This is a genomic window from Brevibacillus ginsengisoli, from assembly GCF_050113715.1.
Taxonomy (GTDB): Bacteria; Bacillota; Bacilli; order Brevibacillales; family Brevibacillaceae; genus Brevibacillus_H; species Brevibacillus_H ginsengisoli.
Window position 1 is genome coordinate 199,439 of sequence record NZ_JBNJQR010000011.1, and the last position, 26,488, is coordinate 225,926.

A 26,488-nucleotide genomic window follows, 5' to 3' on the forward strand; every position below is an offset into this window, starting at 1 on the left:
AATTCTTATTATAAGTAAATATGAATGAATGAGCCCTTGGCTTTGTGAAACTTGTAAGGAAGTTATCTGAACTTTTATGAAACAGGGCTTACGCGAATGGAAGGAAAATAAAAAACCGAGTGCAGATGCACTCGGTTTTTGGTGATGAATCTTATAGTACTAGATTCATTTTGCTGCCTTCCATGATGGGAAGTTACCGCGAGCGCCGATCATCTTTGACGCTGGTCAACAATCCATCCCGCAAGTATCTCGTAATTTTGGAGACGGTGATACCCGTCGCATTGGCTACCTGCATGGCATTGGAATTGGGATAGGTTCTCAGATACTCTTTTACTTTTCTATATTCGATCATTTCTTTATCATTGCAATTATTACAATAATCCAGATGTGATGGTTTCGGGAATCCGCATACCGAACAAACATCGCTCATCATCAATCTCTCCTTAGACTAGCAATAATGACGGAGTCTTACTACCTTTGCTAGTTCCCGAATTCTCTCTTTATCAAACTATTATAACAGACTTTTGTTTTTCTACGAATATTTGATCAATCTAGACTGGCTCACCGCCTCTGGAAACATGCAAAAAAACCTCGCCAACGGGAGGTTTTGTGGAACGTCTGAATTTATGGTGAGAGATGATGCGGAGCAGGGTTATTGTCAAAATTGACATCTGTATGAGAAGGTGTGGAACCCTGAGGCAAGGTTTGCTGCTCCAAGCTATGACTGACCGTCATCATGTCCCCATTTATAGCGGTGAGAATGTCATATAACGCTTCTCCCTGTTTATAGGTTTGCAAAGCGGAATAAGCGGTTGGATTCGAAGCTTGCTGTGTCGCTTCGGGCAACGTTTCGAACTGATTTTTTGTGCTTCCTAGTGTATTACGGTAGGAGGAAAGGGAAGTCTGATCGCGTCCACTTGCTGCTGATTCCCCGTTCCCTGAAGAGAGGTAGCCTGCTGAATCAAGGAGGTGATGGTTTGTTGCACATTCATAAACGCGTTCCCATAGGCAGATTGGATTCCAGCCGTCTGTTGCAGACGTTGCAAGTTCGCTTGCAAACTGCTGATTGCTTGCTTCATGGCCGATTGATTCAACCGATATTCCTCCTTAGAAGCATTTTTTGTCTGGATTATTTTGTGAATGTACCCGTATTCTTATGCCGATTTGCAAAAAAAAACCTCCACTCGATCAGTAAGCTGATCTGTAGAGGTGATTGTGTGGTTTTTCGAATGAAATTACTTCTTGCGTCCGTTAGCCTGCGGTCTTTGGGACCATTGTTTGCCGCCCAGGCCGGTTTTGCCTTGCGCGGATTTGCCTGCTCCCGGTTTGCCTTTGGCCATTTTGGCTTTGGCTTCTTTGCGAGCCTTGATCGCTTCGTCGCGCTTGCGATTTTGCTCATACTGCTTCTGGAGTTCTTGCATGTCTTGCTGAATTTTTTTCTTGTAGCCCGGTTTTACCTTGGTACTCTTCTTGAGCGCTTCTTTCAACGGAGCTTCTTTTTTCTGCTTCTCGGTCTGCTTCACAATCGCTTTCTTTTCACGCAGGTCGTTGAAATACTCTTCCCGCTCTTTTTGACGTTCTTTGCGACCAGCGTCAAGGTGGCGGCCTGGCGTCAAGAGGCGCTCTTCAATCTTCGTTTTGATTGCTTTTTCGATACGAGCAAGAATTGCTTTTTGGCGAGGAGAAACAAATGAGATAGCCGTTCCGCTTTGGCCGGCACGACCGGTACGACCGACGCGGTGAATAAAGCTCTCCGTATCGGATGGCAGGTCATAGTTGTAAACATGCGTGACGCCCTCTACATCCAAACCACGCGCGGCAATATCTGTCGCCACGAGAATCTGGAACTTGATGTTGCGGAAATCTCTCATCAGCTGCTCACGCTTATTCTGTGAAAGATCACCATACAAGGCCCGAGCGTCATATCCGTCTGCTTGCAAGCGATCGGTCAAATGCTTCACGCGCTCCTGCGTATTGGCAAACACAATCGCCAGATAAGGCTTGTGCCCCTCGATCAGGTCCAACAAGACGTCTACTTTTTCCGATTGGTTCACGGTGTAGTACACTTGCTCGATGCGATCCACAGTTTTTTGCTTGGATTCAATCTTGAGATGAGGAGGCTGATTCATAAATGCTTGCGACAGCTTCTTCACCTGATCCGGCATGGTCGCCGAGAACAATAGTACCTGCTTGTTGGTCGCTGTGGAAGACAGAATTTGTTCAACGTCCTCGAGGAAGCCCATCTCCAACATCTTGTCCGCTTCATCCAATACAAGCGTCGAGATCCGGCCAAAATGCAGCGTTCCCCGCTTCAAATGATCCAGAATACGCCCCGGAGTACCCACTACAATGTGCACAGTTTGCTCCAGCTTGTTCATTTGACGCTCAATATCCGTTCCGCCGTGCAAAGAGAGCACGTTGACCCCCAGATGCTTGCCCAGCTTCTCGATCTCACGGGCAATCTGGATGGATAATTCCCTTGTCGGCGTGAGAATCAGCGCTTGAATATCGCGCTTCTCAATCACCAAGTTGTGCAGAATCGGCAGGACAAACGCGGCGGTTTTCCCGGTACCTGTTTGTGCCTGGCCAATGACATCCTTGCCTTCCAGAATCAATGGAATCGCTTCAGCCTGAATCTGGGTCGGCTCTTTATAAAAAAGGTCTTGAATCCCTTTCATCACTTCCGGACGAAACCCGAACGCTTCAAAAGATTGCTTCATATCATGCCACTTCCTTCCTAAACAAACCTCTTCCTATACTACGTTAGTATTTCCCAAAACACAAGGATCGAGAAGATACAAAGAAAACTTGGCGATGCCAAGCCTGTGGCGCCGGGTAGAGCGACAAATCGAAGCTCCGCCTGACCGACAAAAGTCCTGATCCAAGCGGAGCTTCTTAATTGTTAATGAGTGGATCGATTATCCTTGCGCCAATTCATAAATCGCTTGCGCATAAATAGCTGTAGAACGTACCAAATCCTCAATAAAGATATGCTCGTCACGCTGATGCGCGCAATCTGGACGACCAGGGAACAACGGCCCAAAAGCTACCCCGACATCCAACGAGCGACCATACGTAGCACCACCAATCGCCATCGCGGTTGCATCCAAACCGGTTTGCTCGGAATAAATACGTTGCAAGGTGGTGATTAACGGATGACTTAATTCCACGTGATGAGGCGCCATATTCTCCTCAATCTCAAGTGCCAAGTGAGCATTCTTCAAGTGACCAAGCAGATCAGGCTCCCACTTGTCGTATGGCTGGGAATGTGGGTAGCGAATGTTGATATCAAAACGAATTTCTCCCTCCGCCTCGTACTGGAGGACTCCGGTATTCAGCGTGAGCGGCCCCATCTCTGGATCATTGTGGTCTATGCCCATCGCTTCTCCGTAATGCTGACGGTAGAGATAGGTCTCTGTAAATTGGACGAACGCTTCAGCACGAGTATCCAATTGCAGTTTATGTAGGAAATGAACCAGTTCGGTTCCCGCGTTGATGCCTTTGGCCGGATCCATTCCGTGCACCGAAACCCCTTTAAGAGAAAGCTCTACCCTCTCGCCAGCTATCTTCGCGTCTCCGGTTAATCCCGACTTTTTCATGTATGCTTCAAACAGTTGGACAAGTTCGTCTGCTGTCTTCTGTTGTGGAATCAGGACAGCGTTCGCCAGGTCAGGCACCATGTTCATCCGGCGTCCTGCTTGCAGGGACAGCAAACGGACATCCGCTTGAGCCTTTTCAGCTTTTCCGGCTGCTTTCCACGCTTCAATGGATTGTTTGAAAATCAAATGGGTCAAGCCTTTTTCCGCATAAATCAACGGGAAGTCGGCATCTGGCGTAAATCCTAAAGTCGGCATTTCTTCATGCTTAAAGTAGTGGTGCATGCAACGCCAAGAGGTCTCTTCATCTGCACCGAAAATTAAGCGAACACGTCGATTGAGCGGCAATCCCAGTTCTTTGACGATTTTGGCAGCGAAGAATGCTGCGACGGTCGGCCCTTTATCATCCAAGGCTCCACGCGCAACAATTTTGTCGTCTACGATTTCGGCAGCGTAAGGAGGAGTCGTCCAGCCGTCTCCTTCTGGAACTACATCGACGTGGCTTAAGATACCCACAAGCTCTTCACCAGCGCCAAATTCAGCGTGACCTGCGTAACCATCCACATTCTTGGTCACCATGCCAGCTTCTTCGCACTGTTTTAAAATGAAGTTAAGCGCATCCGCGATCCCTTGACCAAACGGAGCATTAGGTCCTGCTGACGCTTCATCCAATACGCTTTTGATACGGAGAAACTCTTGAGTGGTGGCAATCAAGTCCGCTTTGCGCTTCTCAACTTCTGCCATCCAGTTTACTTGTTGATCTGTCATTATTCGCTCATCCTCTCTTCTAAGCCGCTTGTGTAGTGGGATTGATCCAGTAGCAGATCGTCATCCAGATCCAGCTCGACCAGCCCCAGTAGCTTATCCATTGGCACTTCTTTTTTACGCGTAAAAATCAATTGCGCTTCCTTTATCTCTTCACGGATGTTGTTCATCTCGTTGTCGAGCGTATAGGATGCTTTGGCCGCCTCAATCAAGCGCTGGCGGATCTTGCTTGGAATAATCCCTTCGTATTTGTAATTCAAGGAGTGTTCAATTGTCGCCCAGAAGTTCATCCCCAGTGTGCGAATCTGAATCTCAACCGGAATGAGTACTTCTCCGTGTGCCGTTTGCACCGGATATTTAATCGCCAGGTGATATCCGCGATAGCCGCTTTCTTTTGGGGTGGTGACATAATCTTTCTCCAAGAAGATTTGCATATCCTTACGCTGTCGCAAAAGTTCAACGACTGACCATATATCATCTATAAATTGGCACATAATGCGCACACCGGCGATGTCACGAAGCTCCCAGCCGATATTCTCGTTAATCGGAAACTGAAGCCGATTCGCTTTATTGTAGATGCTGTTTAATGACTTGACCCGCCCCATTACGAATTCAATCGGCGCATGCTCTTTGCGCTTTTTCAGTTCGTTGCGCAGATTTTTTAATTTGATTTTTAATTCTTCAACCGCTTGTTCATAGGGCAGTAGGTACAAGTCCCAGTCAATTTTATGCACGTTTCATTCCCTCCGACCTAAAGTCCTTCGAGCTAACAATTCAACAAAATGACGCCATTCTCCTCTACCAAAAGCGCTTTTCCCGCCTTTGACGCTACTCTACGGATGAGAAAACTTCGTGTATAATGCAAAAAACGAACGATTTTCGCAAAAAAATTTACTCGAAAGGATCATACCATGTTTTCGACTCCGCTTGTAAAGGCTTACAACTTTTTTTATTTTTCTCTCTTATCCATTTTTATCTCATTTTTACCGGTATATCTTTCAACGCAAGGGATCAGTACCTCACGTATTGGCGTCATCATCGGAATCGGCGCGTTTATTGGCATTCTGTCTCAGCCTTTTTGGGGCGTGATCAGTGACAAATATAAAACCATCAAGAAAATCATTTTAATCACGCTTGGTATCTCTATCGGGGTTGGGGTGACGCTTTTTCAAACCTCATCGTTGGTCCCTCTGATGATCCTTGTTTTCTTGATGTATATCTTTTACCTGCCAACTGATCCGTTGACAGAGAGTCTCAACTATCAAATATCCCAGAAGCTTCAGGTAAGCTTTGGTTCCATTCGCATGTTCGGGGCCATCGGTTATGCCACGGCTTCCTTACTGGTAGGATTCGCTTCTGATTACTGGGGAATCCATAGTCTGGCTTGGTTGTTCGCGGGCTATGGTTTGCTCACCTTCGTCACTGGACTGGCGTTACCAGACGCTCCTGCCGCGAGTAAACCCATCTCTCTTACCAGCTTGAAGCTGTTTGTCACCTATCCCAAGGCACTTTGGTTCTTCCTGCTCGTCTTGATTACGGCTCTGCCTCATCGGATGAATGACAGCTTCCTTGGCGTCTATATCCAAAGCCTCGGCGGCGGTACCTCACTCATTGGGCAAGCTTGGTTTATCGCAGCGATTTCAGAGGTTTTCTTTTTTGCCGTGAGCTATAAATTCTTACGCAAAGGGAAGGAACTGCAGCTGATCTCAATCGCTTCTGTACTGTATATGATTCGCTATTTCCTCTGTTCCATCGTGACGGAGCCTGAATGGGTGGTCTACCTTCAGCTCATGCAGGGAGTGACCTTTGTTGTATTTTATACGGCGGCGATCCAGTATTTGTACTTGGTTATTCCGGAAGAATGGAAAGCAACCGGGCAAACGATCCTCGCTATCCTCTTTTTCGGGATATCCGGTATTTTCGGTTCCTTTATTGGCGGGTGGGTATTTGATCGATTTGGCGGAGCCGCTCTTTACCAAACGATGGCCACACTCTCCCTCATCAGCTTCCTGTTTAGTTTGATGATTAATAAAAGGCTGCCGGTCAGTATCCACTGATCGACAGCCAATCTTTTTTATAGACTCTCTTATTCCTCTATATCAGCAGAAGCGAGTTTAAGTCTCACTCCCTGCGTGTTCCTCCCTTGCTTCTACAGATACAATAGTAAACTGTTTGAGCGAGTGCTCCAGATTCTGGGCCAGATTGGTCAGATGCTCGGTTGACTTGGCAATCATGTTCATGGAAGCGCTCTGCTCCTCGATTGCCGCAGAGATACTCTGCATTCCCGATGATGCCTGGGTAGAGGAAGCCGATACTTCTTCCGCAAAATGAACTACTTCCATCGCACTTGGATTCATCCGACTGACCGCAACACTCACCCCTTCAATGTCACCTGCCACCTGATCAATCTGCTGTTCAATTTGATGGAACAAATCACCCGAATGATGGGCCGTCTGCAACCCTTGCTCCACCCGTTGACTGCCTTGATCCATTTGCGCTACGGCTTGCTTCGTGCTTCCTTGAATCTTGTCAACCAAAAGGATAATCTGTTGGGCGGCCTCATTCGTGCCTTCTGACAGCTTACGCACTTCACCGGCTACGACAGCAAAGCCTTTGCCATGTTCACCAGCGCGAGCCGCTTCAATGGCGGCATTAAGAGCAAGCAAATTGGTTTGATAAGCGATCTGTGTAATCGCGTTGGTCATCTCAGATATTTGGTGGGACAGCTGATTTAATTCCCGAATATTCTCTGCCGACCCTTTTACATAACCATGAATCTGCTGCATTTCTTCTATAATTGCCTCTATCGCCGTACGTCCGGTCTGAGCCTGCTTCTGCATCTTATTGGCTGACTCGGCGACCTGTTCGGCATTAGCTGCCACGACCCGAATGCCACTGGACAAATCCTCCGCCAGATTCAAGGTATGCTCCATTCGACCAACCTGTTGATCGGATGCCTCTACGACCTCCACAACGATATGAGCAATATGCTCGGTCGAAGCGGATACGTCGACTGTGTTGCCGTTGATCTCCAGCGTTGAATGATTCAACGCGACCGCGGCTTCCTTCACCTGCGTGAGTATGTTGGTCAGGTTGGTTTGCATGTGCCCAAAAGCCCTGGCCATATCGCCAATCTCGTCTTTGCGGCTGAGGTATGTAGGTTCCAATTGAAAACGTAAATCCCCCGCTCCAATTTGTTGAGTAGCCAACACCATTCGCTCTAACGGCTTGCGGAAGCTTCTGGCGGCCATTGTCGCGATTCCCCCCACGACCAATAGCACAATTCCGTCAAACAGCAATGCCGCGTCGCGGATTTTATTGGGTGCCTCCATGATTTCATCGATGTCCATTTCAGCAAGGATCGCCCAATTCATTTTGCCTACCTTAACGGGACTGTACGAAGCCATGACTGGATTTCCCCGGAAATCAACCGCTTCCACTGTCCCTCCTTCTTGATTCGGCTGCAGGGCAGTATTGGCGACAGGCGTGTCCACCTTTAATTTCAGAAGAGTCTGCTCTTTGCTTGGCAAGTGCAGCTCATTTCGAAGCAGCTTGTCTTGTCCAAGCAAATAGATTTTCCCTGTTTGCCCTAGTCCTTCTCTTCTCTCCAGTTGTTGGGAGATATAGTCGGTTGAAACTTCTCCGACCAGCTGTCCAATCATTCGACCTTGTTCAAAAATCGGGGCGGACAGGAAAAGCGCTGGTTGATTGCCAGATGGTTCATACAGGCTGACGTCACTGAGTTCAACGCTTTGTGATTTTGCACTTTTGGCGATGATTTGTCCAAAAGCTGTATCTTTCTGCGGCCCAGCGAGCAGATTGGATCCGAAATCCGCTTGCGGCCTAGCTTCAAAAATAATGTCACCCTCTTCGTTCAGCAAATAAAAATTAGCAAACCCGTAGCGAGTCTGAATCATTTTGATTTCTTTGCCTGCTTGAACCTCCAAGTCCTGATAAGCTGGATCGGTTCTTCCCTTCCGCCACACTTTCTCGAAATCAAACACCATCTGAATAATGGAGGAATTGCTGGCCACAGATTCGAGATTCTTGGCCCGTTCGCTAAAGTAGCTCTCTACTTGTTCCTGGCGGCTATTACGTATGGCCTCCAAGAAAGTGGAGCTGCTTTTAAGCAGTTCTTGTTTGCTTTGGCTATACGCAAAAAATCCCGCCGCAGTGAGAGGCAACGTGCCTACAAGCAGAAGGATAAGCAGTAATCGTGTTCCAATTTTCATAAGCATAGACCCCCTTTTCCAGTGCAAGCGACTATCTATTCTGTATATTCAGTATATTATACACTATCATAAGAGTCAGTAAAGTTAAAAAAAGGCGGTCTATGCTTATTCTCACACGTGCTTTTATTGAATTTCTCGAATCATGGCAATCTCGTCACAGACGGGTAGCTTGGAGCAGTTAATGCAATCCTTCCAGACCTTCTGCGGGAGAGATTCCTTGGCTACAATTTGAAATCCACACTTCTCAAAGAATTCCTTCTGATAGGTAAGAGACAACACGCGATATATCCCAAGCTGTCCGCATCTCTCAATGAGCGAAAGCACCAGATGTTTCCCGATTCCTTGACCTTTGGCGGTTTCGGCAATCGCTAGGGAACGAATCTCCGCAAGATCCTCCCACAAAATATGCAACCCTGCCACACCTACTACTTTATCGCCGTCAAACGCTACAATAAAGGACTGCAGATTCTCACAGACGGACAGCTTGGTTCTTGGGAGCATCAGCCCTTTTTGTGCATAATCATTGATAATACTCAGCATTTGATCTACATCTTTCATGGTTGCGTGGCGAATGGTAAGCGCCTTGGTCAAGCTCATCTGTTTCTCCCCACTTTCTGACTCGCAATCTATTCAATACGAATATTTATGCGTAATAATATATAAATATACATACCCAACGCGAATTCGTCTAGCCCTTTTTTTCCTGCAGATTATCGATTTGTCAATCAAATCCAGCCAATCAAACAGTATGTTATAATAGAAAGAACGGGGGTGTGCGTATGACGACACGAAGAGAACGCAAGAAAAAAGAAACTCGCCTAAAAATTTTTAACGCATCCATCAAGCTGTTCAAGCAGCATGGCTTCGATGCGACAACCATTGACATGATTTCAGAAGAAGCGGATGTGGCGCGCGGAACCATCTTTTTGCACTTTACATCGAAGGAAGCCATTCTGGCCAACTGGGGCTACGAACGGCTGCAGGAAATCGAGGAGCGGCGAGACGAGTGGGATTTCGGGGACAGCTGCAAGGCAAAAGTCCTTCGCATTTATACGATTATGAATGAGGTTAATTTGCAGAATTACGATTTTATCAAGGTATTGATCGAGTCCTCGATGAAGCATCGGAAGGTTCTCGAATCGGACAAGAATGTGTATTTCGAGCTTCGCGGTTTATTTGCCGATCTCTTAGAGGAAGCTCAGGAGAAAGGGCGTATTAAAACGAAGTTCAACCCCTTGGTTGCGGCGAATATGCTGGAGAACATTTATTACAACGCGCTGTACGACTGGGTTCGCTCAGATGGCGCGTGGCCGTTGGAAGAGATTATGGAAGAGAAGGTTTCCATCGTATTTGAAGGGCTGGATGCTTAAGGGCAACCGGCCCTTTTTACCTGAATGGCCCTCATCCGCATTTACAAGAAGTTGTTAGCTTGCGATAACTAGCCACTTCCCCTATGATGGAGGATGAAACAAAACGGTCAGATTTATTTTTATGAACACGTCGAGGCGTTTTTCACAGTAAACAATGGAGGTTACACCAATTGGGAACACATATAAAGCGTGAAGATATCGAGTTGTTGGCGCCAGCCGGTAACTGGGATTGTTTAAAAGCCGCTGTCGCGAACGGCGCTAATGCCGTCTATTTCGGGGTCGAAAAGTTTAATGCCCGTGCCAGAGCGGAGAATTTCACCATGGATGAATTGCCAGAGATCATGTCATACCTTCATCTGTATGGCGTCAAAGGCTTTCTAACGTTTAATATTCTTGTGTTTGAGAACGAGTTGGAGGATGCCCGCCAGCTGATTGATGCCTGCATCCAGGCTGGTGTGGACGCTGTGATCGTGCAAGACTTAGGGCTAGTCAAATTGATCCGCGAAATCTCCCCTGACTTCCCGATTCACGGTTCTACCCAGATGACGATTACTTCACCAGAAGCTGTCGAATTCACCAAACCATATGATATGGAACGTGTCGTACTGGGACGCGAGAATTCACTCAAGGAAATCAAGACGATTGGGGATAAAGCGAAGCTCCCGATGGAGGTTTTCGTTCACGGTGCGCTCTGCGTCTCTTACTCTGGGCAGTGCCTCACTTCCGAGATGTGGGGTGGACGCTCCGCCAACCGCGGCGAATGTGCCCAAGCCTGTCGCTTGCCTTATGATTTGATCGTCGATGGACAACGCAAAGAAATGGGCAACATCGCCTACCTGCTCTCCCCGAAGGATTTGGCCGCACTCGACATTGTGCCTGAGTTGATTGAAGCTGGAGTTACTTCCTTTAAAATTGAAGGACGGTTGAAATCTCCGGAGTATGTGGCCAATGTGGTAAGCAAGTATCGGACCGCGATCGACCGCTATTTTGAAGGCAAAAATACGGCCCCGAGCAAAGAGGAGCTTCGTGAGCTTCAGCAAAGCTTCTCCCGCGGTTTCACCCATGGTTTCTTACAAGGGACGAACAACAAGACCCTGCTGGATGGCTCTTTTCCAAAAAGCCGTGGGGTGTATCTGGGAACTGTTAAAAAAATCGTTAACCACTCGATCCTCGTTGAACTGGAAAGCCCTTTGAAACGCGGAGACGGGATTGTGTTTGACGCAGGCGATCCGACCCAAAAAGAAGAAGGCGGTCGCGTATACGACATTTTAAACAGAGGCACTAAAGTAGAAGGAACGGTTGAAAAAGGCTTGTACGAAATTGTCATGGGACGCAACGATGTGAAGCTGGGACGTATCCACGTTGGCGATCGGGTGTGGAAAACCAATGACCCTGAGCTGGATAAACGACTTCGCAAATCGTTCGAGACCGTGAAGCCTTATCATACGCAACCACTCCAGGTCCATGTAACGGGACGTATTGGTGAAGCGTTGGTCACCACATGGGTAGACCCTGAGTTCAACCTTGCCGTCACCATCCGCTCCGAGAGACAGTTAGAGGAAGCGATCAAGCGCCCTCTGACCCATGAGACTTTATTTGATCAATTCAACCGACTGGGTGGCACCGTATATCATCTCGAGGCGGATGATTTGACCCTCGAATTAGAAGGGAATCTAATTGTTCCCGTCAGTGAATTAAATCGGATGCGCCGTGATGCCGTTGATGAGTTGATTCGTTTGCGAACCAAGGCGCGCCCTTATGTGAAACGGGATGTGAACGTTTTAGACGATGTGCCAGCCAACCGAACCATTACGGCTAAACCAAATCTGACAGCACTTTGCCGCTCGCTGGAACAATTGGAAGCTGCCGCTCAGACGGAAGTTGATTTCTTGTATGCTGACTTCGAGTTTGTGAAACAGTATCCCAAAGCGGTAGAGATCGCTCACCGTTACAATAAAAAAATTGCCCTTGCCACCATGCGGATTCATATGCCTGACGAGAACGGCGTCCTTGAGTTGATCGCCCGAAGCAAGCCGGATGCCATCCTGATTCGCAATACAGGTGCGCTTTATTACTATCTGTCACGCCAGCAGGAGCTCAATATCCCGTTGATCGGCGATTTCTCCTTGAATGTGGCGAATCATAAAGCGGTATCTCTTTTCCTGGAATCGGGTCTAGAGCAAGTTACTCCGTCGTATGACTTAAATATCCAGCAAATGCTTGATCTGCTTCAGCATTCAGACGCTTCTCGGCTCGAAGTGGTCATTCACCAACACATGCCGATGTTCCATACCGAACATTGTGTATACTGCACGTTCTTAAGTGAAGGAACCGATCATACGAACTGCGGCACACCATGTGAGACCTCGCGTATTTCCTTGGAGGACCGTGTCGGCTTCTCCCACCCGGTGCGTGTGGATACGGGATGCCGTAACACCGTATATAACGCGATTGATCAGTCTGGTGCTGAGTACCTGCCAGAGTTCAAAAAGCTTGGGGTAGGCAGCTACCGTGTAGAATTCCTCGAGGAAGAGCCTCGGCGCGTTCAAGAAGTGATTGCTCTTTATGGCAAAGCACTGCGCGGTGAAGTGAGCGGAACCAAGGTTTGGAAAACATTGAAAGCAACCAATCAGCTTGGCGTTACACGCGGACAGCTGACCAAATAATGGGGGGAGATTCACACATGAGCAATTTGCAAGAAGCTACTCAAGAGAACTTGGAGATTATTATTGAAGGAATCAAGCAAAAACTGAACATGGCCAACACAGCCGTTATGAGACCAGAGGATTTTGACCTGGCCAACTACGACGACCTGCTGTATATGTACAACATGGTGCAAAAAAAGCCATCGTTTAGCATTAACGAGATGACCGCTATTGTTGAAGAGTTGGGTGGGTTTCGTAAGCAAAAATAAAAGAGTTTTGTCCCTTTACCCCCTCTCATCGGGGGGCCGAAACGCGCTCTGTGGAAGTTCGCAATGAAGATGAGAAGTCCGCTCCAGTCAATTCCAAGGAGGCTAGAAGCGGACAAATCTCTTTTATTAGCAGTAGGTTGAGCGTTTAAAGCAAAGAAGTCGATCACGTCAACTGACGTGATCGACTTCTTTTTTATAATATTGGAATGTTCAATTGCTTAAACCAGCTAGAGAAGAGATTTCGTCCACTCTCCGCTCATTTTAAGCGAAACCAAGCGCAGAGAACGCAGGAAGGAAAAGAGTCGGCATTCTTTACCTCAGTGAGAAGCCAAGTGATTTTCTTGTCGACTCCCTTCCGTAGTGAACGGAGCGGACAGCAAATGCTACCAGCGAGCTTAAACAGAGCATAGAGGGACGAAGTCTTTTCTCATGTAGGCACAACCTCTTCCCGATGCTCCTGCCCATTGGACTGAAGCTTAGTTGGACAGAAATGATCGTCCCCGATGATTTGGATTTGCATGATGGGATAATTGGTTTGGATTGTTAGCCGGATATCTTCCAGGAGAGAACACAGCACTTCCTCCTGAATCCGTTGATCAAACGAAAGCCGCACATCGATCTCATACGGGTAGGGATTGGGATTCTGCTTGGCGTCCATATTGCGCACAGCATCGCTCCTCCTTCGATAACTATCATAGGTATATCGTTCCTACTCCTTATGAGTTTATGCGTTTCACTCTGGTATATAAAAACAATAACGGAATACCCAACATGGCAATCATCACGGTATTAGCAGTCGCTGAGCCAAACCCCCATTGAAAAACCGCCATCTGAAAATCATAATCAGACAAACACACGTCGACTAAGGCTGCCACAATTAATCCAACATAGTTTCCAATGACAGACAGGATGATAAACATGACATAGTGGATAAGATGGATCTCTCCTTTTTTCGGCGCAAATCCTGGAACCAAATAGAGCAGTCCAATCACAGCACCAATAATGCCGTTGCCAATGCTCCAATTCCACCAGTAGTCTCCTGTCAGAATATCTACTCCTATATTTCCTAAGAAGCCCATGAAGAAACCAAATAACGGCCCCTCAATTGCCGCATAAGCCGCTAATATCGCAACGGCTGGTCGAAAGCTTTCTAAAGGGCAAATGTGTTCCGTCAAATGGGAAAGGATCGCGTATACAATGGTTACAATGAGAAGCGTGAGGAATCTCTTGTAGTGAGTTTTCAAGTTCATATCCTCCCAGCGGAATTCGGGCATTTCTACATTACATTCTACTTACCCCAAACACACCGAAATAAAACCGAATTTTTTCACAATACATAAGCCCCAAAGGGAGACCTGCATACACCGGTATCCCTTTGAGGCTTTGATCGCTTGATTTTCTAGTGATTACTGATGCCAATTCTCGGTTCGGCTTCCTGCCAGACGACTCCTGCTTGCTCGTTGTTCTTCCACAGGAGATAGTTGATACTATCCAGCAACGCTTCATAGCTCGCCTCAATGACGTTCGTCGATACACCAACCGTGCTCCATTTTTCACCTTCATACGCTGATTCAATCAGCACTCGAACCTTCGCCGCTGTAGCTTCACTTTCATCCAGTACCCGTACTTTATAATCGGTCAGATGCATTTTCGATAAAGCAGGGAAATATCCTTCCAACGCCTTGCGTAGCGCGTTATCCAAAGCGTTAACTGGACCATTGCCATCCGCCGCCGTATGTACCGTCTGATTATTGACTCGAAGCTTCACAACCGCTTCCGAGACAATGGAGCTGTCTGCTGTTTTCTCCATGAGAATTTTAAAGGATTCCAGCACAAACAATTCTTTGAGCTCACCCGATGCTTGCAGCAGCATCAACGAAAGTGAAGCCTCCGCTCCTTCGTACTGATAGCCTTGATGTTCTCGCTCTTTAATTTGCTTGATGACCTGTCTAGCTTCCGGCTTTTCTTTATCAAAAGTAAGTTGCAGTTCTTCCGATTTAGCCAAAAGATTGCTTTGTCCAGACAATTCCGAGACCAGTACCCGTCTTCGGTTCCCAATCCTCTCTGGCTCGAGATGTTCATAGGTCTCAGGATTTTTTAGCACGGCACTGACGTGAATGCCGCCCTTATGAGCAAAAGCGCTGTTCCCGACAAACGGTTGATTGTTTGGCGTAACCATGTTGGCGATTTCTGCAACATACCGAGATACCTTGGTTAATTGACCCAATTGCTCTTCGCTTACACACGTAAACCCAAGCTTCAACTGTAGATTGGGGATGACAGAAACCAGGTTAGCATTGCCACAGCGCTCCCCAATTCCATTGATCGTTCCCTGTACCTGTGTGGCTCCCGCTCGAACCGCCATCAATGCGTTCGCTACCGCCAGCTCCCCATCGTTATGGCTATGGATTCCAAGCGGCACCTGTACCGAAGAACGAATGGCCGTCACAATCTCATAGACCTCATGCGGAAGACTTCCGCCGTTGGTATCGCAGAGCACGATCCAATCAGCCCCTGCCTCTTCCGCTGCCTCAAGCACGCGCAAGGCATAGATCGGATTTTGTTTATAGCCGTCAAAGAAATGCTCTGCCAAAAAGAGAACGGTCAACCCGCATTCCCTCAGGTAGGTAACAGAGTCCCGAACCATTCTCAAATTTTCTTCCAAGGTGGTCTTTAATGCCTCTGTGACATGCAAATCCCAGGATTTGCCGAAAATCGCAGCCACTTGTACTCCGCTGTTCAGTATGGCGCCAAGATTCTCATCCTCATCTGCTGATACGCCTGGCCGACAAGTACTACCAAAAGCCGTTACTTTGGCATGTGTAAACTTCATGCTCTTGACACGCTCAAAAAAAGCCATGTCTTTGGGATTGCTCCCTGGCCAGCCACCTTCGATGAAATCAACACCGAACTGATCCAAGCGAAGGGCAATTTTACATTTATCCTCGACAGATAAGCTGATTCCTTCTCCTTGAGTACCGTCGCGTAACGTCGTGTCATACAGATAGACCTTTTTCTCTCCCATGATTTTCTCCCATCTCCATTTTGTTGAAATTTTTAGAATTTTTAGTTTCTATCTAATATTTTGCCTATGAGTATATCACAGTCTGTACCTTGAAGGAAAGGTTTAAGAAAAGACTTCGTCCCTCTCCTCTCTGTTTAAGCTCGCTTGTAGCATCATCTGTCCGCTCCGTTCACTTCGGAAGGGAGTCGACAAGAAAATCACTTCGCTTCTCATAGGAGTAAAGAATGCCGACTCTTTTCCTTCCTACGTTCTCTTCGCTTTGTATCGCTTAAAATGAGTTACAAATGGACGAAGTCAGCTTACGTGAATGGAAGAAATGTCCAATTACTTTTCTTCTGTAAAGTAATTAAACATTTCTATATTATAAAAAAGCCCAACCGCTATTGATCACAATGCGGCGGGCTTGACTGTTAGTCCTATTCGATTATTAAGCCGACGTATGCTTCTTCACAAAATCCGCTGTGACACGGATAGCTTCTTCCAGCTCAGATGTACTCCCGGCAAAAGGATGCTTCGCGTTCCAAGTATGATCTCCGGTAGAAATCCAATGCAGCTCACTGGTTGGGGCAGCTTCATGGAGACGGCCTGCGCCTTTTACCAATCTGGCAAAATCCTGCTCGCCCTGTACAATCAGGAGCGGTTTATTCAGCTTGCTCACCTTGTCGATCAGATTGTATTTTTCCTCGTTCTGATCCACATCGTCAATCACGACTTGTTTGATGGGCATGTCCTGTTTGGTACGGGCGTTATGGATGTACCCTACGCCATTGTTCGCAATCTCGTCACGAAGCTTGGGATCAAACAAATCGACATCGGCTATTCCGTTCCAGGTGATAATGCCTTTGATCTTGTCACTCGCCGAACCGAATAAAATAGCGTCTCCCCCGCCCTTGCTGTGCCCAACAATATAGATATTTTCTTTATCCATCTGTTCGGAAAAAGGCAGCTGGTCGCTCAGGAGCGCATCTAGCAAAACCTCTAGGTCAAGGACTTCTCTTGCATATGTATTCACCGCGAACTTTTCCAGCTCGTCAAAGTCTGTGAGACTTGCCCCGACGCCGTTGCGAGAAAAATTAATCCGAACACTCACGATTCCTTGCTTGGACAGCTCTTCATTGGCGTACGGAAAGCTGCCCCAATCCTTAAATCCCTTAAAACCATGGCAAAAAATCAAAACAGGATGCGGCTTCGTTCCCTCTTCCTGCGTATGGACATTCCCACGAATGGTCAAGCCATTATCGATTGCCAGTTCAAATGCCTGTTGCATACGATCCCCTCACTTCCTAATTACTCGTTCGATTCCAAAAAGGCAAGCGCACTTCTGCCCAGAACCTCAGCACTCACTAACATCGACTTCTCATCAATATCAAAGCGTGGATGGTGATGCGGATATTCGACTCCTTTATCTGGATTGCCTGCACCGATGAAGACGAAAGCTCCCGGAACTTTTTCCAAATAGTAAGAAAAGTCTTCCCCACCCATGATCGGGGTCATCTTTTCTACATGAGACTCACCTAGCACTTTGCTGGCAGCCTCCCGGACAATCTGTGATTCTCGCTCACTGTTAATGACCGCTGGATAGCCACGGTCGTATTGAACTGCAGCTGATCCCCCTAGCATAGATGCCGCTCCCTGAGCAATTTCCTTCAATCTTTTTTCCGCCAGATCTCTTACTTCTGGTGCAAAAGAACGAACGGTTCCAGTCAGTCGGCAGGTATCAGCAATGACGTTAAAATTGTTTCCGGCATGGAACGTTCCAACCGTTACCACCAGACTGTCCATTGGACTTACATTGCGGCTGACAAGTGTTTGCAGGTTCGTTACGATCTGTGAACCGATGACAATGGAGTCAATCGTCTCTTGAGGGACTGCGCCATGTCCACCTTTTCCCTTGATGTCAATAATGAAGTCGTCTGTATTGGCCATAATTGGGCCAGCGGAAATCCAAACCTTGCCGACAGGAGCCATCGACCACAGATGAGCGCCAAAAATCGCGTCAACCCCCTCTAATGCCCCGTCCTGAACCATGGCGGTCGCTCCACCCGGATTTTCCTCCTCCGCATGCTGAAAAATAAAGACGACATTCCCTTTCATTTGCTCCCGATGCTTGGCAAACACGGTGGCCAAGCCCAATAACGTGGAAGTATGGGCATCGTGTCCACATGCGTGCATGACGCCAGGAACCTGTGATTTGTACGGTACGTCTTTTTGATCCTGAATCGGCAGGGCGTCAAAGTCTGCCCGAATCGCCACCGTTTTCCCCGGTTGACCACCACGCAGCAGTCCCACTACCCCGCGGCTCCCAACTCCGGTGCGCACTTCATCGAATTCAAGCTGCTTGAGAATCTCGGCGATCATTGCGGGAGTTTTCTCTTCTTGGAAGGATAGTTCGGGATTCTGGTGCAAATGCCGTCGCCAGCTAACCATTTGAGGCTCAAGTTCTGTAAGCAAGTCCTTCAATTGTTCTGAAAGCATCTTCCCACCACCTGTTCATTCCATATTTAATCTTTACTATAAAGCTTATCATCAAGAATCAAAAGACTATAAGCAAACCTTTTAAAAAAAACGACCGGAACCTGGGAGTCCCGATCGTTTGTGGTTTTTAGCTATTATGGCTTTGCCGCAGAACGTTAGCCGCCTGTGGACCACGCTGCCCATCCACTATATCAAAAGAAACCAGTTCACCTTCTTCTAAGTTGCGGTAACCGGTCCCTGCAATACCTGTGTAGTGAACAAATACGTCTCCACCACCGTTTTTCTCAATGAAGCCATACCCTTTTTCCTTGTTGAACCATTTCACTTTTCCTTGCATCATACTGGATCCTCCCTTATCACTACCGACAGCAATCTCTTGCCTTACCCTATCCTATGCAGGAGAAAAGGGAATTGAGCCTATGGTTCCAGAAAAATCAGCGTTTGACTGAAGCGGTATTCTAAACTGTATGGTTTTGGGCTACAATAGTAAATATTTCTACCAAGAGAATTATTGTTGTAAAAGGAGAGACTATAGCCCATGCGCAGTATATTCATTCTCATGCTATCCGCGCTATTGTTGACAGCGTGCGGTAATTTAGACCAAACGGTAAATAATGCCCAACAAGCAGTAGACGCGGGAAAACAAGTGATTGATACGGGAAAACAAGTGATCGACAAAGGCAAAGAGATTGCTGATTCTGAAGTGGCTCAACAATTAAAGACCTATCTGCAAAAGAAATACGATTCATCGGAAAAATTGCGTAAAGCCATGTTCAGCGGAGATGGGAAGCTAATAGCTAAAGAGCTGAAAAATACGGAGTTAGCCGACTTCGATTTCTATCGTTCGGACATATTTGGTGTGCAGTTCAAAGGAAAATTAATGGCGGACGGCACATTCCAGGTTCTGCGTTACAACCTCAATAACCCGAAGGAACAACCAACCATTGTGAAGGAATTCAACGTTGTGCTCGACTCCAATGGACAAATACAGGTGCAGTAGTGATCGTTTATGAAAGAAGCCGAACCCCTGATCGTTAAGGGGGTCGGCTTCTTTTCTGCTAGGATTGAAGTAATTGCCCAATCACCGCATGCTTCTGTCTCAATTCGGCCAAATCTATCTTCATGTCGAGCGCCGCAAACACACCTGTAAAATATTCTTCCAGTTGCGCAATCGCATGCTCCTTCTCATGTGCAATACTTTGACTGAAAGCCTCGGAGTAGACCGAAGCCAGACGATCGGAGCCTTGTGCCAGATAATCCTGAACAGGCTGCTGAGCCAGCTTCTCCAGCTCGTCACGCATTCTCACTTTACCATCCTGTTCAAAGAAATCCTTGGTGTTTTTAAAAGAAGATAACGCGGACTGAAAAACGGACACTCCAGCAGGCAGCTCTTCCGCGAACTCCGGTGTATCGATGTTGACCGTCTGGTAAGGGGCCAGCTTGAAGTGATTGGCGTAAGTGGCCAGTTCCCCTTCCCACACGCGGATGAGATTGCCGCCCGCTTTATTCGTGAATTTTTCCAAACGAAGCGAGGTCGCCCGAAGCTCCTGAGCCAAATCGTACGCAATGGAGCGCAAGAGATCGACGAGTGAGCTTTGCAGGGCTTTTTTCAAATTGCGTCCGTCATCTTTAATCACCGATGAATTGAATGCGAAATTAAACAACTCGTTAAAGCGGAAGAATAGACGCTGTTTCACGTAGTAAACCAGTTCTTCCCGCTCTTTATGCAAATCGCGTTCTTCGGAAGCGACGGAATAATTCCGAATGAGTTGTTGCGCTTGCTCCTTGGCGATTTCCGCTTGTCTTTTTCGCTCTTGGCGCACTTCTTCGCCTGCCTCGGCCATTTCGATAAATTCGCGCAAGGTTTCTTCCGAGCGTTTCATTTCATTGCGAGCCGCCGTCACTGCCATGTCTGTCAATTCTTCCAGGCTAAAGCGCATGAAATCCCTCTCAAATTGAAGAATCCCCGACAGTTCCAGCCCTGTTTCTGCAGATGGCACTGGATCATTCTCCGCTGCATTTGTACGCTGGCGGTAAACCTTTTCTGCGGATGCGGTCAGCTTGCCTTTTTCGTGCATACGTGCCAAAAGTGCCGTCTGACTGGAGATTGGGTACAGGCGTGGATGGCGAATCCCGCAAGAAAGCAGATTTTTCTCCACATGCTCCAGCACACCCTGAAGCTCTTCCGGTGTAGCCGCCAAGTCGGCAGCGTTGACCACGAAAAACATCTTATCCATTTCAAAGGTGTCTTTCACTCGTCCCATTTGCAGCAAAAACTCACGGTCCGCATGGGCAAATGCATGGTTGTAATAGGTCACGAACAATACAGCGTCTGCGTTCTTGATATAGTCAAAAGCGACTCCAGTGTGACGAGCATTGATAGAATCCGCCCCAGGTGTATCCACGAGGACAATCCCTTGATCCGTCAACGGACAGGAATAGTACAACTCAATGAACTCCGTGAAGCAGGCTTTCTCTTCTTTGGCAACCAGTGATTTAAAGGCTTGCTGATCCACAATCAGTTCTCCGCCAAGATGCGCTCCCATCTCCGGCAAGCCTTTGGCAACGGCACGCAAAAACGTATAGTGCGGCTTCGCGTTCGGTGCAATCTGCGCCACATCAATCGATTGAATGGCGGACAAGCCACTCTCCATATCGGAAGCCGCAATCTCAAACACAGCCAACGAGCGCAATACATCGGCTTCAATCGCTTGCTTGGATTTCACAATGACCCGCACCGTTCCATGTGGATAGGTCTCAGTAGGCGGCATGATTTTGTTAATCGCGGCAGTGGTTGGATTCGGTGAAACCGGCAGGACCATGTCCCTCATCATCGCATTGGCAAAAGAAGATTTCCCCGCGCTAAACGCCCCAAACAGCGCGACCGTAAATTGGTTGGTGCGTAAACGTTCTGCGCGTTCGGTCAACTCTCTCGCCAACGCCTGCATTCCCACGACTGATTCAATTTGTTTACTGGTTTGTTGTAGCTGATCCGCCGCGTGCAGCAGTCTTGTCTTTACCTGATTCATGATTTGGATTCTCCTTTTATTGACCCGACAACAATATCGCTCGTAATTGATTCATAAGAGTGTGCTCTTGACTCTTTAGCTCTTCTAGTTGGGCATAGACAGAAGCCGCATTTCTTAGCTTGTCTGCCTGTGCTCGCAAGGACTCAAGCTGATCTCCCAGCTGTTCGCTCAATCGCTTGGTTACCTGCTCGATAAAATGCAGTCCCGTTCTGCGGTACTCCACTTTGATGCCATTGGAGATATCTTTACAGTAATTGAGCACATATTCGCTCGATACTGCTCCTTCTTTAACCTGCGAAGCAAGAAACTCTGGTGTTACTTCAATCTTAATGGCATGTACGGCTGCGTGATACGCTTCGTCACGTACGCCGAATTGCTCTGGCAGCTTGCTTAAGAGATCCTTGTAGTGCCACTCCAAATTGCTGGCTACCTTTTCGCTGAAATCGCTAAGCAAGTTTTGCATGCGTGCTGTACGCTCTTCTTCTGTCTTCTTACCGGAAAATAGAAGGCCCACCTTGAAGTTCGGTTTGCGGCTCTCCAAGTATTTTTCCGCCGCTTCATTGGTGCTGTAGTAGGTGAGGCGCGCGTTTTCCAAGAGGGTTTGCAGCTCTTTTTCCATGCTGGATCGGGCATTCGTCAGTTGCTCATTCAACTGCTCGATCTCAGTCGTAAGCGCATTCAACTTCGCCTGAGTAGTCTGCGCCTCTTCGGCTCCCAACTCTGTACCGAGAGCTTCAAGTTTGGCTTCCAGTGCTTGTCTTGCCTCTTCGTTTTGTCGAGAAACAAACCGTACATGCTCTTCAATTAGGTATTGCGCAGAGTAGGTCACACTCTCTTGGATATACTGCTCGGACTGCGTGAAAAGCTCCTTCAACTTGGCGCGGAATTCTTCATACTGGTTCTCCGGATGGTCAGGCTCCGCCAACGAAGTGTAAAAAATGCCGTCGGGTTGGATATTCCATGTGGCAAAGGACTCTTCGACACTTTCTTTATAGCTGTCAAAATCCAGCTCAAAATCCACATGCTTATCAATCATGTTAATCACAAGATAGACAGGCTTGCCACGATCCTTCAATGTCTTGGTAAAATTGAAGTTCTCCTCCGCTTGTACATGGTTGTAGTCCATCATATAGATCACCACATCGGCCAAATGCAATGCGGATTCGGTCGCTATCTTATGCGCAGCGTCTGTTGAATCGATTCCAGGCGTATCGAGCAGGCTTCCCTGATCCCCCATAAATAGGTCTGGATACTGGATCTCCACCCAATCCACTGTGTCGCCGTCTACAGCGTATTTCTTCAACTGATCAATCTCGGTGGTCGGGTCAAAAGAAACAACCCCGTGATGTCTCGTATAGGCTCGCGCTGCAGGCTCACCGCTTCTTATCTTCACAACATTGGCACTTGTCGGAATAGGGTTGGATGGCAACAATTCTCTTCCCAGCAGCGTATTAATCATCGTCGATTTTCCCGCTGAGAAGTGGCCACAAAAGGCGATGCTCATCTCACCTGTCTCTACCTTGCGCACGAGTTGTGTTAATTTATCGGCATTCTGTTTGTCTTTTGCTTGTTCCAGCTCATTTTGTAAACGAATTAATCGGCTCGCCAGATCATTCATTCCGATCGGCGCCTCAACCGTATAGTTGCTTGCCATTCAATATCTACCCCATCTCTTCTCCGTTGTAAGACGCAAATTCATTGAAGTTTGATCTTTTTGTGAACTTTTCGCGACCTTACATTACTATCAAAACAAATGATCTAGTATTACGCAAGTTTTTTTCATAGCTTCTCGCTATTGAGGAACACTATACATGGAATACACCCTGTGGAGGATTGGCATGCCGAACCTGGATTGGATGACCTATTTGATGATTATTTTGGCTAGCTATCGTTTTACCCATTTAATCGTCTTTGATAAAATTACAGAATTTCTGCGCAATCCGTTCTTGCGTAAAGAAAGAGTAGTCGACGATGAGGGCCACGTCTCCACCAAAAAAACACCAACTTCCATGTTTGGCTATCTACTCAATTGCTACTGGTGTACGGGAATCTGGAGCGCTATTATACTAGGGGTTTCCTATTTATTGATTCCCCATATCTCCAAGCCAGTGATCTTCATTCTCTCCATTGCCGGCGCGCAGGCGATCCTGGAAACATTTGTCGGAGTAGGCACGAAGCTGGTTCAGTTCTTGTCCGAAAAAAAATGACTCTCGTTGGATATTTTCAATCTTGATTTAAGTCAATGATCCGCGATAAATTTCCTCCTACAATAGAATCAACAATGCAACCTAGGAGGTTTTATCTTATGGCTACCTTAGTTAATGAGCGATCGTATCAACGAAAATCAGCTCTGACTGCTGGCATATCACTTCTCATCATGACGTTTGCCTCATTTTTTTCCTATGGCTATGTCCATGGAAGTCTTATCGTGCAAGGAGATGCCATCGCCACATTTCACAATATCCAATCATCCACTTTGCTGTACAAAGCTGAAATCTTTGGGTGGGTCATTACCCTGATCTGTGACATAGTCGTCGCCTGGGCATTCTATCTCTTCCTAAAGCCAATAAACAAGAACCTTTCATTGCTTGGTGCATGGCTACGTCTGACCTATGTGGCTATTCTGGGAATTGCCATACTGAATTTGATATTTGTGTTGAATCTCTCGAAAGGTACAGAGCTATTATCATTATTTCAAATCAATCAACTACAAGCACAAATGATGGTTTATTTGAAAGCATTCGAAACAATTTGGTCGATTGGTTTGATCATCTTTGGCGCGCATCTTATGACTGTAGGTTATTTGGCTTTTCAATCAACCAACATCCCCAAGGTCATTAGTCTATTATTGCTGCTGGCTTCAGTTGGTTATATCGCCATCAACCTAAGCAAAACGTTTTTTCCACAATTTATTGGGATCATTTCAACTCTTCAAATTGTATTTAGTCTGCCCATGATCGCAGGAGAATTGGGCTTTGGGATATGGTTGCTGCTTAGAGGAGGAAAAGTCCCGATATTCTTTTCTTGATTCTGCTTAACGACTCCGGAGTCATGCCAAGATAACTGGCCAATTGATGTTGGGGTACACGATCAACTAAGGAAGGACGTTTCTGTAATAATGTTTTGTAGCGTTCTTCAGGTGTAGAAGCGATAAAGGAAGCTAATCCATCTTGTATCTCACTAAGGTTTTCTTCTAACATTTTGCGTGACATTGTTTCGAGCTGTGGCTGTTTGCTAAACATGTTACTTACAGTATCAGGGTTTCCAACTACCAAAATACAATCTTCTAAACAAGTTAAAAAGTATGCGGATGTTTTATCTTGTTTATGGTGGTTAAAATTCACAATCGCTTGTTCTTCTGTATAGAAATTGGATGTAATCTCTTTTCCCGTTTCATCTATAGAATACTGTCTAACACATCCCTTCAATACAAAGTAACATTTCGTGGGAACATCTCCTTGTCTTAGGAGCATGGTTCCTTTTCTATATTCTTCCATAAGAATTTCTTCAAGGATTGCCCGTTGTTCTTCTTCGCGAAGGGTTGTAAATTGGGTCAGATATTTCAATAGTATTTCTTTCATTTAACTTTCCTTTCAACTTAAGCTTCATTTTGATTCACATCATCATTTACAGTACATAATTCGTCGTATCAGGGTAAGATCCGGCTATAGGGATTGGCGAACCGAGCTTTTGAACCCTTACCAAATAAAAGGAATTAAATGATAACGTGTTTTCTTACAATAATCATCATATCCCTTTAACTCTTTTAACAATACTTTTTCTTCATTTAACAGCCTTAGAACAATAAAAATCATGATAAAAAAAGAGGGAATCAACGCCCAAATTGAACCTAATGCAAGAGGAGTGAACAATATTATGAATAGAGCACCTGTATACATTGGATGACGAACCACCGCATATGGACCTGTAGATACAACTTTCTGGTTCTCGCTGACTTCAATTATCGCAGACGTATATGAATTCTGTTTGAAAACTAAGAAAACAATCAAAAAACCGAGCAAGATGATAGCATCTGCGACTAATACAATAAATAAAGAAACATTTGACCAACCAAAACGATAGTCTAAACCTGGAATAACTAACAATCCAACAAAAAAAGTGACACCAGATATCGTTTGAAAAACTTTTTGTTCCTTTTCTTTTTCTTTCGCATTACTTCTTCTTTTTATTAGTTCAGGATCCCTGTTCAAAAAATATTCATTGATAAAGGATGTTGAACCAAAAAAGATTCCAATATAAATCCATGCCTCCCAAAAATCAAGCGATCCTGCGGGTAAAAAAAGTAAAGCAAAGAAAACGATTGAAAGCAGGAGCGTACTAAGGTATACCTTTTTCTTTAACACAAACTACACCTCCCACAAAATTAATCTTTTCATGATTACTCAAATATATTCGCCGTACAATTCTGCCCTTTTGTTTTAAAAAAATAAACACATTTCTTGACTAGGGCCTAAATGAAAAAAAGCCCCGAAACGAGTGATTCACCGTCTCAAGACTTTATTAACTATGTATGGTGCCGGTAGAGGGACTTGAACCCCCACGGTTTCCCTCACGATTTTGAGTCGCGCGCGTCTGCCAATTCCGCCATACCGGCAATTATAATGGTCGGGAAGACAGGATTCGAACCTGCGACCCCTTGGTCCCAAGCCAAGTACTCTACCAAGCTGAGCTACTTCCCGATTTTGTTTTTTGTTCTGGGGCCCCCGAAAAGTATTCGGTGTAAGCTTCGAAGGATTTCGTCACTTTTTGGGGTAGAAGGTATATGGCGTGCCCTGAGAGATTCGAACTCCCGACCTTTTGATTCGTAGTCAAACGCTCTATCCAGCTGAGCTAAGGGCACATGATTATTCCTTCAAAACTGAATACGCAAGAATCGCTCCTATATGCTTCTTGTTGGCTCCGTCCGCCTATGGCGCAAAGTCGCTGCACAAAAACATATACTCGCTCTGATTACTTAAGGATACGTGGATAAGTCCTCGACCGATTAGTATTCGTCAGCTCCATGCGTTGCCGCACTTCCACACCGAACCTATCAACCTCATCGTCTATGAGGGGTCTTAC

Annotated in this window: 25 protein-coding genes, 3 tRNA genes and 1 rRNA gene; 7 read left to right on the forward strand and 22 right to left on the reverse strand. The window is 46.5% G+C overall.

Annotated elements, in window-relative coordinates; translation table 11 throughout:
• Nucleotides 1-193: 193 nt before the first annotated feature.
• The 6 genes from ACQCN2_RS20865 to ACQCN2_RS20890 form a co-directional block, all read right to left on the reverse strand.
• A complete protein-coding gene (locus ACQCN2_RS20865; protein WP_426930881.1) occupies nt 194-433 on the reverse strand; it encodes a hypothetical protein in 240 nt (79 codons plus the stop codon).
• A 191-nt stretch (nt 434-624) separates the two neighbouring features.
• The gene (locus tag ACQCN2_RS20870; RefSeq protein ID WP_426930882.1) at nt 625-846 is read right to left on the reverse strand and encodes a hypothetical protein; all 222 of its coding nucleotides are present in this window, start codon (nt 844-846) and stop codon (nt 625-627) included.
• A gap of 26 nt (nt 847-872) precedes the next feature.
• The gene (locus ACQCN2_RS20875; protein WP_426930883.1) at nt 873-1,094 is read right to left on the reverse strand and encodes a hypothetical protein; all 222 of its coding nucleotides are present in this window, start codon (nt 1,092-1,094) and stop codon (nt 873-875) included.
• Nucleotides 1,095-1,235: 141 nt separating this feature from the next.
• Nucleotides 1,236-2,720 carry a DEAD/DEAH box helicase gene (locus ACQCN2_RS20880; protein ID WP_426930884.1) on the reverse strand — a complete coding sequence of 495 codons (1,485 nt, stop codon included), beginning with the start codon at nt 2,718-2,720 and terminating at the stop codon, nt 1,236-1,238.
• A gap of 198 nt (nt 2,721-2,918) precedes the next feature.
• Complete coding sequence (pepV, locus tag ACQCN2_RS20885) at nt 2,919-4,364, reverse strand: dipeptidase PepV (RefSeq protein ID WP_426930885.1); 1,446 nt, start codon at nt 4,362-4,364, stop codon at nt 2,919-2,921.
• Nucleotides 4,364-5,095 (reverse strand): GTP pyrophosphokinase, encoded by a 732-nt coding sequence (locus ACQCN2_RS20890; RefSeq protein ID WP_426930886.1) that lies wholly within the window; start codon nt 5,093-5,095, stop codon nt 4,364-4,366. The genes pepV and ACQCN2_RS20890 overlap by 1 nt, the downstream gene beginning before the upstream one ends.
• Nucleotides 5,096-5,272: 177 nt before the next feature.
• On the opposite strand from ACQCN2_RS20890, the gene ACQCN2_RS20895 reads away from it, so the two are divergent.
• Nucleotides 5,273-6,418 carry an MFS transporter gene (locus tag ACQCN2_RS20895; protein WP_426930887.1) on the forward strand — a complete coding sequence of 382 codons (1,146 nt, stop codon included), beginning with the start codon at nt 5,273-5,275 and terminating at the stop codon, nt 6,416-6,418.
• 57 nt (nt 6,419-6,475) lie between these two features.
• Here the strand turns inward: ACQCN2_RS20895 and ACQCN2_RS20900 are convergent, their stop codons facing one another.
• Both ACQCN2_RS20900 and ACQCN2_RS20905 read right to left on the reverse strand, forming a co-directional pair.
• Entirely contained in the window at nt 6,476-8,593 is a 2,118-nt protein-coding gene (locus ACQCN2_RS20900; protein WP_426930888.1) for a methyl-accepting chemotaxis protein, read from the reverse strand.
• A gap of 123 nt (nt 8,594-8,716) precedes the next feature.
• Nucleotides 8,717-9,190: an N-acetyltransferase gene (locus tag ACQCN2_RS20905; protein ID WP_426930889.1), complete on the reverse strand. Its 474-nt coding sequence runs from the start codon at nt 9,188-9,190 to the stop codon at nt 8,717-8,719.
• Between the two features lie 182 nt (nt 9,191-9,372).
• Here ACQCN2_RS20905 and ACQCN2_RS20910 point away from each other — a divergent pair, with 182 nt between their 5' ends.
• The 3 genes from ACQCN2_RS20910 (at nt 9,373) to ACQCN2_RS20920 (ending at nt 12,877) form a co-directional block, all read left to right on the forward strand.
• The gene (locus ACQCN2_RS20910; RefSeq protein WP_426930890.1) at nt 9,373-9,963 is read left to right on the forward strand and encodes a TetR/AcrR family transcriptional regulator; all 591 of its coding nucleotides are present in this window, start codon (nt 9,373-9,375) and stop codon (nt 9,961-9,963) included.
• Nucleotides 9,964-10,133: 170 nt separating this feature from the next.
• Complete coding sequence (locus ACQCN2_RS20915; protein ID WP_426930891.1) at nt 10,134-12,629, forward strand: U32 family peptidase; 2,496 nt, start codon at nt 10,134-10,136, stop codon at nt 12,627-12,629.
• 17 nt (nt 12,630-12,646) lie between these two features.
• On the forward strand, nt 12,647-12,877 hold the full coding sequence (locus ACQCN2_RS20920; RefSeq protein WP_426930892.1) for a DUF1128 domain-containing protein: 231 nt from the start codon (nt 12,647-12,649) through the stop codon (nt 12,875-12,877).
• A gap of 427 nt (nt 12,878-13,304) precedes the next feature.
• Here the strand turns inward: ACQCN2_RS20920 and ACQCN2_RS20925 are convergent, their stop codons facing one another.
• The 6 genes from ACQCN2_RS20925 to ACQCN2_RS20950 form a co-directional block, all read right to left on the reverse strand.
• The gene (locus ACQCN2_RS20925) at nt 13,305-13,544 is read right to left on the reverse strand and encodes a hypothetical protein (protein ID WP_426930893.1); all 240 of its coding nucleotides are present in this window, start codon (nt 13,542-13,544) and stop codon (nt 13,305-13,307) included.
• Between the two features lie 49 nt (nt 13,545-13,593).
• Nucleotides 13,594-14,121, reverse strand: a complete 528-nt coding sequence (locus ACQCN2_RS20930) for an ECF transporter S component (RefSeq protein WP_426930894.1) — start codon at nt 14,119-14,121, stop codon at nt 13,594-13,596.
• A 155-nt stretch (nt 14,122-14,276) separates the two neighbouring features.
• Nucleotides 14,277-15,902, reverse strand: a complete 1,626-nt coding sequence (gene cimA, locus ACQCN2_RS20935) for a citramalate synthase (RefSeq protein WP_426930895.1) — start codon at nt 15,900-15,902, stop codon at nt 14,277-14,279.
• 427 nt (nt 15,903-16,329) lie between these two features.
• Nucleotides 16,330-17,169 carry an alpha/beta hydrolase family protein gene (locus ACQCN2_RS20940; RefSeq protein ID WP_426930896.1) on the reverse strand — a complete coding sequence of 280 codons (840 nt, stop codon included), beginning with the start codon at nt 17,167-17,169 and terminating at the stop codon, nt 16,330-16,332.
• A 20-nt stretch (nt 17,170-17,189) separates the two neighbouring features.
• Nucleotides 17,190-18,377: a M20 metallopeptidase family protein gene (locus tag ACQCN2_RS20945; protein ID WP_426930897.1), complete on the reverse strand. Its 1,188-nt coding sequence runs from the start codon at nt 18,375-18,377 to the stop codon at nt 17,190-17,192.
• 127 nt (nt 18,378-18,504) lie between these two features.
• A complete protein-coding gene (locus tag ACQCN2_RS20950; protein WP_426930898.1) occupies nt 18,505-18,717 on the reverse strand; it encodes a cold-shock protein in 213 nt (70 codons plus the stop codon).
• Nucleotides 18,718-18,915: 198 nt separating this feature from the next.
• Between ACQCN2_RS20950 and ACQCN2_RS20955 the strand changes: the two genes are divergently transcribed.
• The gene (locus tag ACQCN2_RS20955; protein WP_426930899.1) at nt 18,916-19,377 is read left to right on the forward strand and encodes a hypothetical protein; all 462 of its coding nucleotides are present in this window, start codon (nt 18,916-18,918) and stop codon (nt 19,375-19,377) included.
• Between the two features lie 58 nt (nt 19,378-19,435).
• Here the strand turns inward: ACQCN2_RS20955 and ACQCN2_RS20960 are convergent, their stop codons facing one another.
• Together ACQCN2_RS20960 and ACQCN2_RS20965 are read right to left on the reverse strand one after the other, a co-directional pair.
• On the reverse strand, nt 19,436-21,406 hold the full coding sequence (locus ACQCN2_RS20960) for a dynamin family protein (protein WP_426930900.1): 1,971 nt from the start codon (nt 21,404-21,406) through the stop codon (nt 19,436-19,438).
• A 16-nt stretch (nt 21,407-21,422) separates the two neighbouring features.
• Nucleotides 21,423-23,060, reverse strand: a complete 1,638-nt coding sequence (locus ACQCN2_RS20965) for a dynamin family protein (RefSeq protein WP_426930901.1) — start codon at nt 23,058-23,060, stop codon at nt 21,423-21,425.
• A 184-nt stretch (nt 23,061-23,244) separates the two neighbouring features.
• Here ACQCN2_RS20965 and ACQCN2_RS20970 point away from each other — a divergent pair, with 184 nt between their 5' ends.
• Nucleotides 23,245-23,613 (forward strand): DUF1360 domain-containing protein, encoded by a 369-nt coding sequence (locus ACQCN2_RS20970; protein ID WP_426930902.1) that lies wholly within the window; start codon nt 23,245-23,247, stop codon nt 23,611-23,613.
• Between the two features lie 98 nt (nt 23,614-23,711).
• On the forward strand, nt 23,712-24,434 hold the full coding sequence (locus ACQCN2_RS20975) for a DUF4386 domain-containing protein (protein WP_426930903.1): 723 nt from the start codon (nt 23,712-23,714) through the stop codon (nt 24,432-24,434).
• Here ACQCN2_RS20975 and ACQCN2_RS20980 read toward each other — a convergent pair.
• The 6 genes from ACQCN2_RS20980 to ACQCN2_RS21005 form a co-directional block, all read right to left on the reverse strand.
• The gene (locus ACQCN2_RS20980; RefSeq protein WP_426930904.1) at nt 24,400-24,987 is read right to left on the reverse strand and encodes a Crp/Fnr family transcriptional regulator; all 588 of its coding nucleotides are present in this window, start codon (nt 24,985-24,987) and stop codon (nt 24,400-24,402) included. The genes ACQCN2_RS20975 and ACQCN2_RS20980 overlap by 35 nt on opposite strands.
• A 117-nt stretch (nt 24,988-25,104) precedes the next feature.
• Complete coding sequence (locus tag ACQCN2_RS20985) at nt 25,105-25,770, reverse strand: methyltransferase family protein (RefSeq protein ID WP_426930905.1); 666 nt, start codon at nt 25,768-25,770, stop codon at nt 25,105-25,107.
• 168 nt (nt 25,771-25,938) lie between these two features.
• Nucleotides 25,939-26,021, reverse strand: a tRNA-Leu gene (locus tag ACQCN2_RS20990).
• An 8-nt stretch (nt 26,022-26,029) separates the two neighbouring features.
• Nucleotides 26,030-26,106: transfer RNA gene (locus ACQCN2_RS20995), tRNA-Pro, on the reverse strand.
• A gap of 84 nt (nt 26,107-26,190) precedes the next feature.
• Nucleotides 26,191-26,267 (reverse strand) — tRNA-Arg (locus tag ACQCN2_RS21000).
• Nucleotides 26,268-26,391: 124 nt separating this feature from the next.
• A 23S ribosomal RNA gene (locus ACQCN2_RS21005) occupies nt 26,392-26,488 on the reverse strand; the annotation flags it as partial.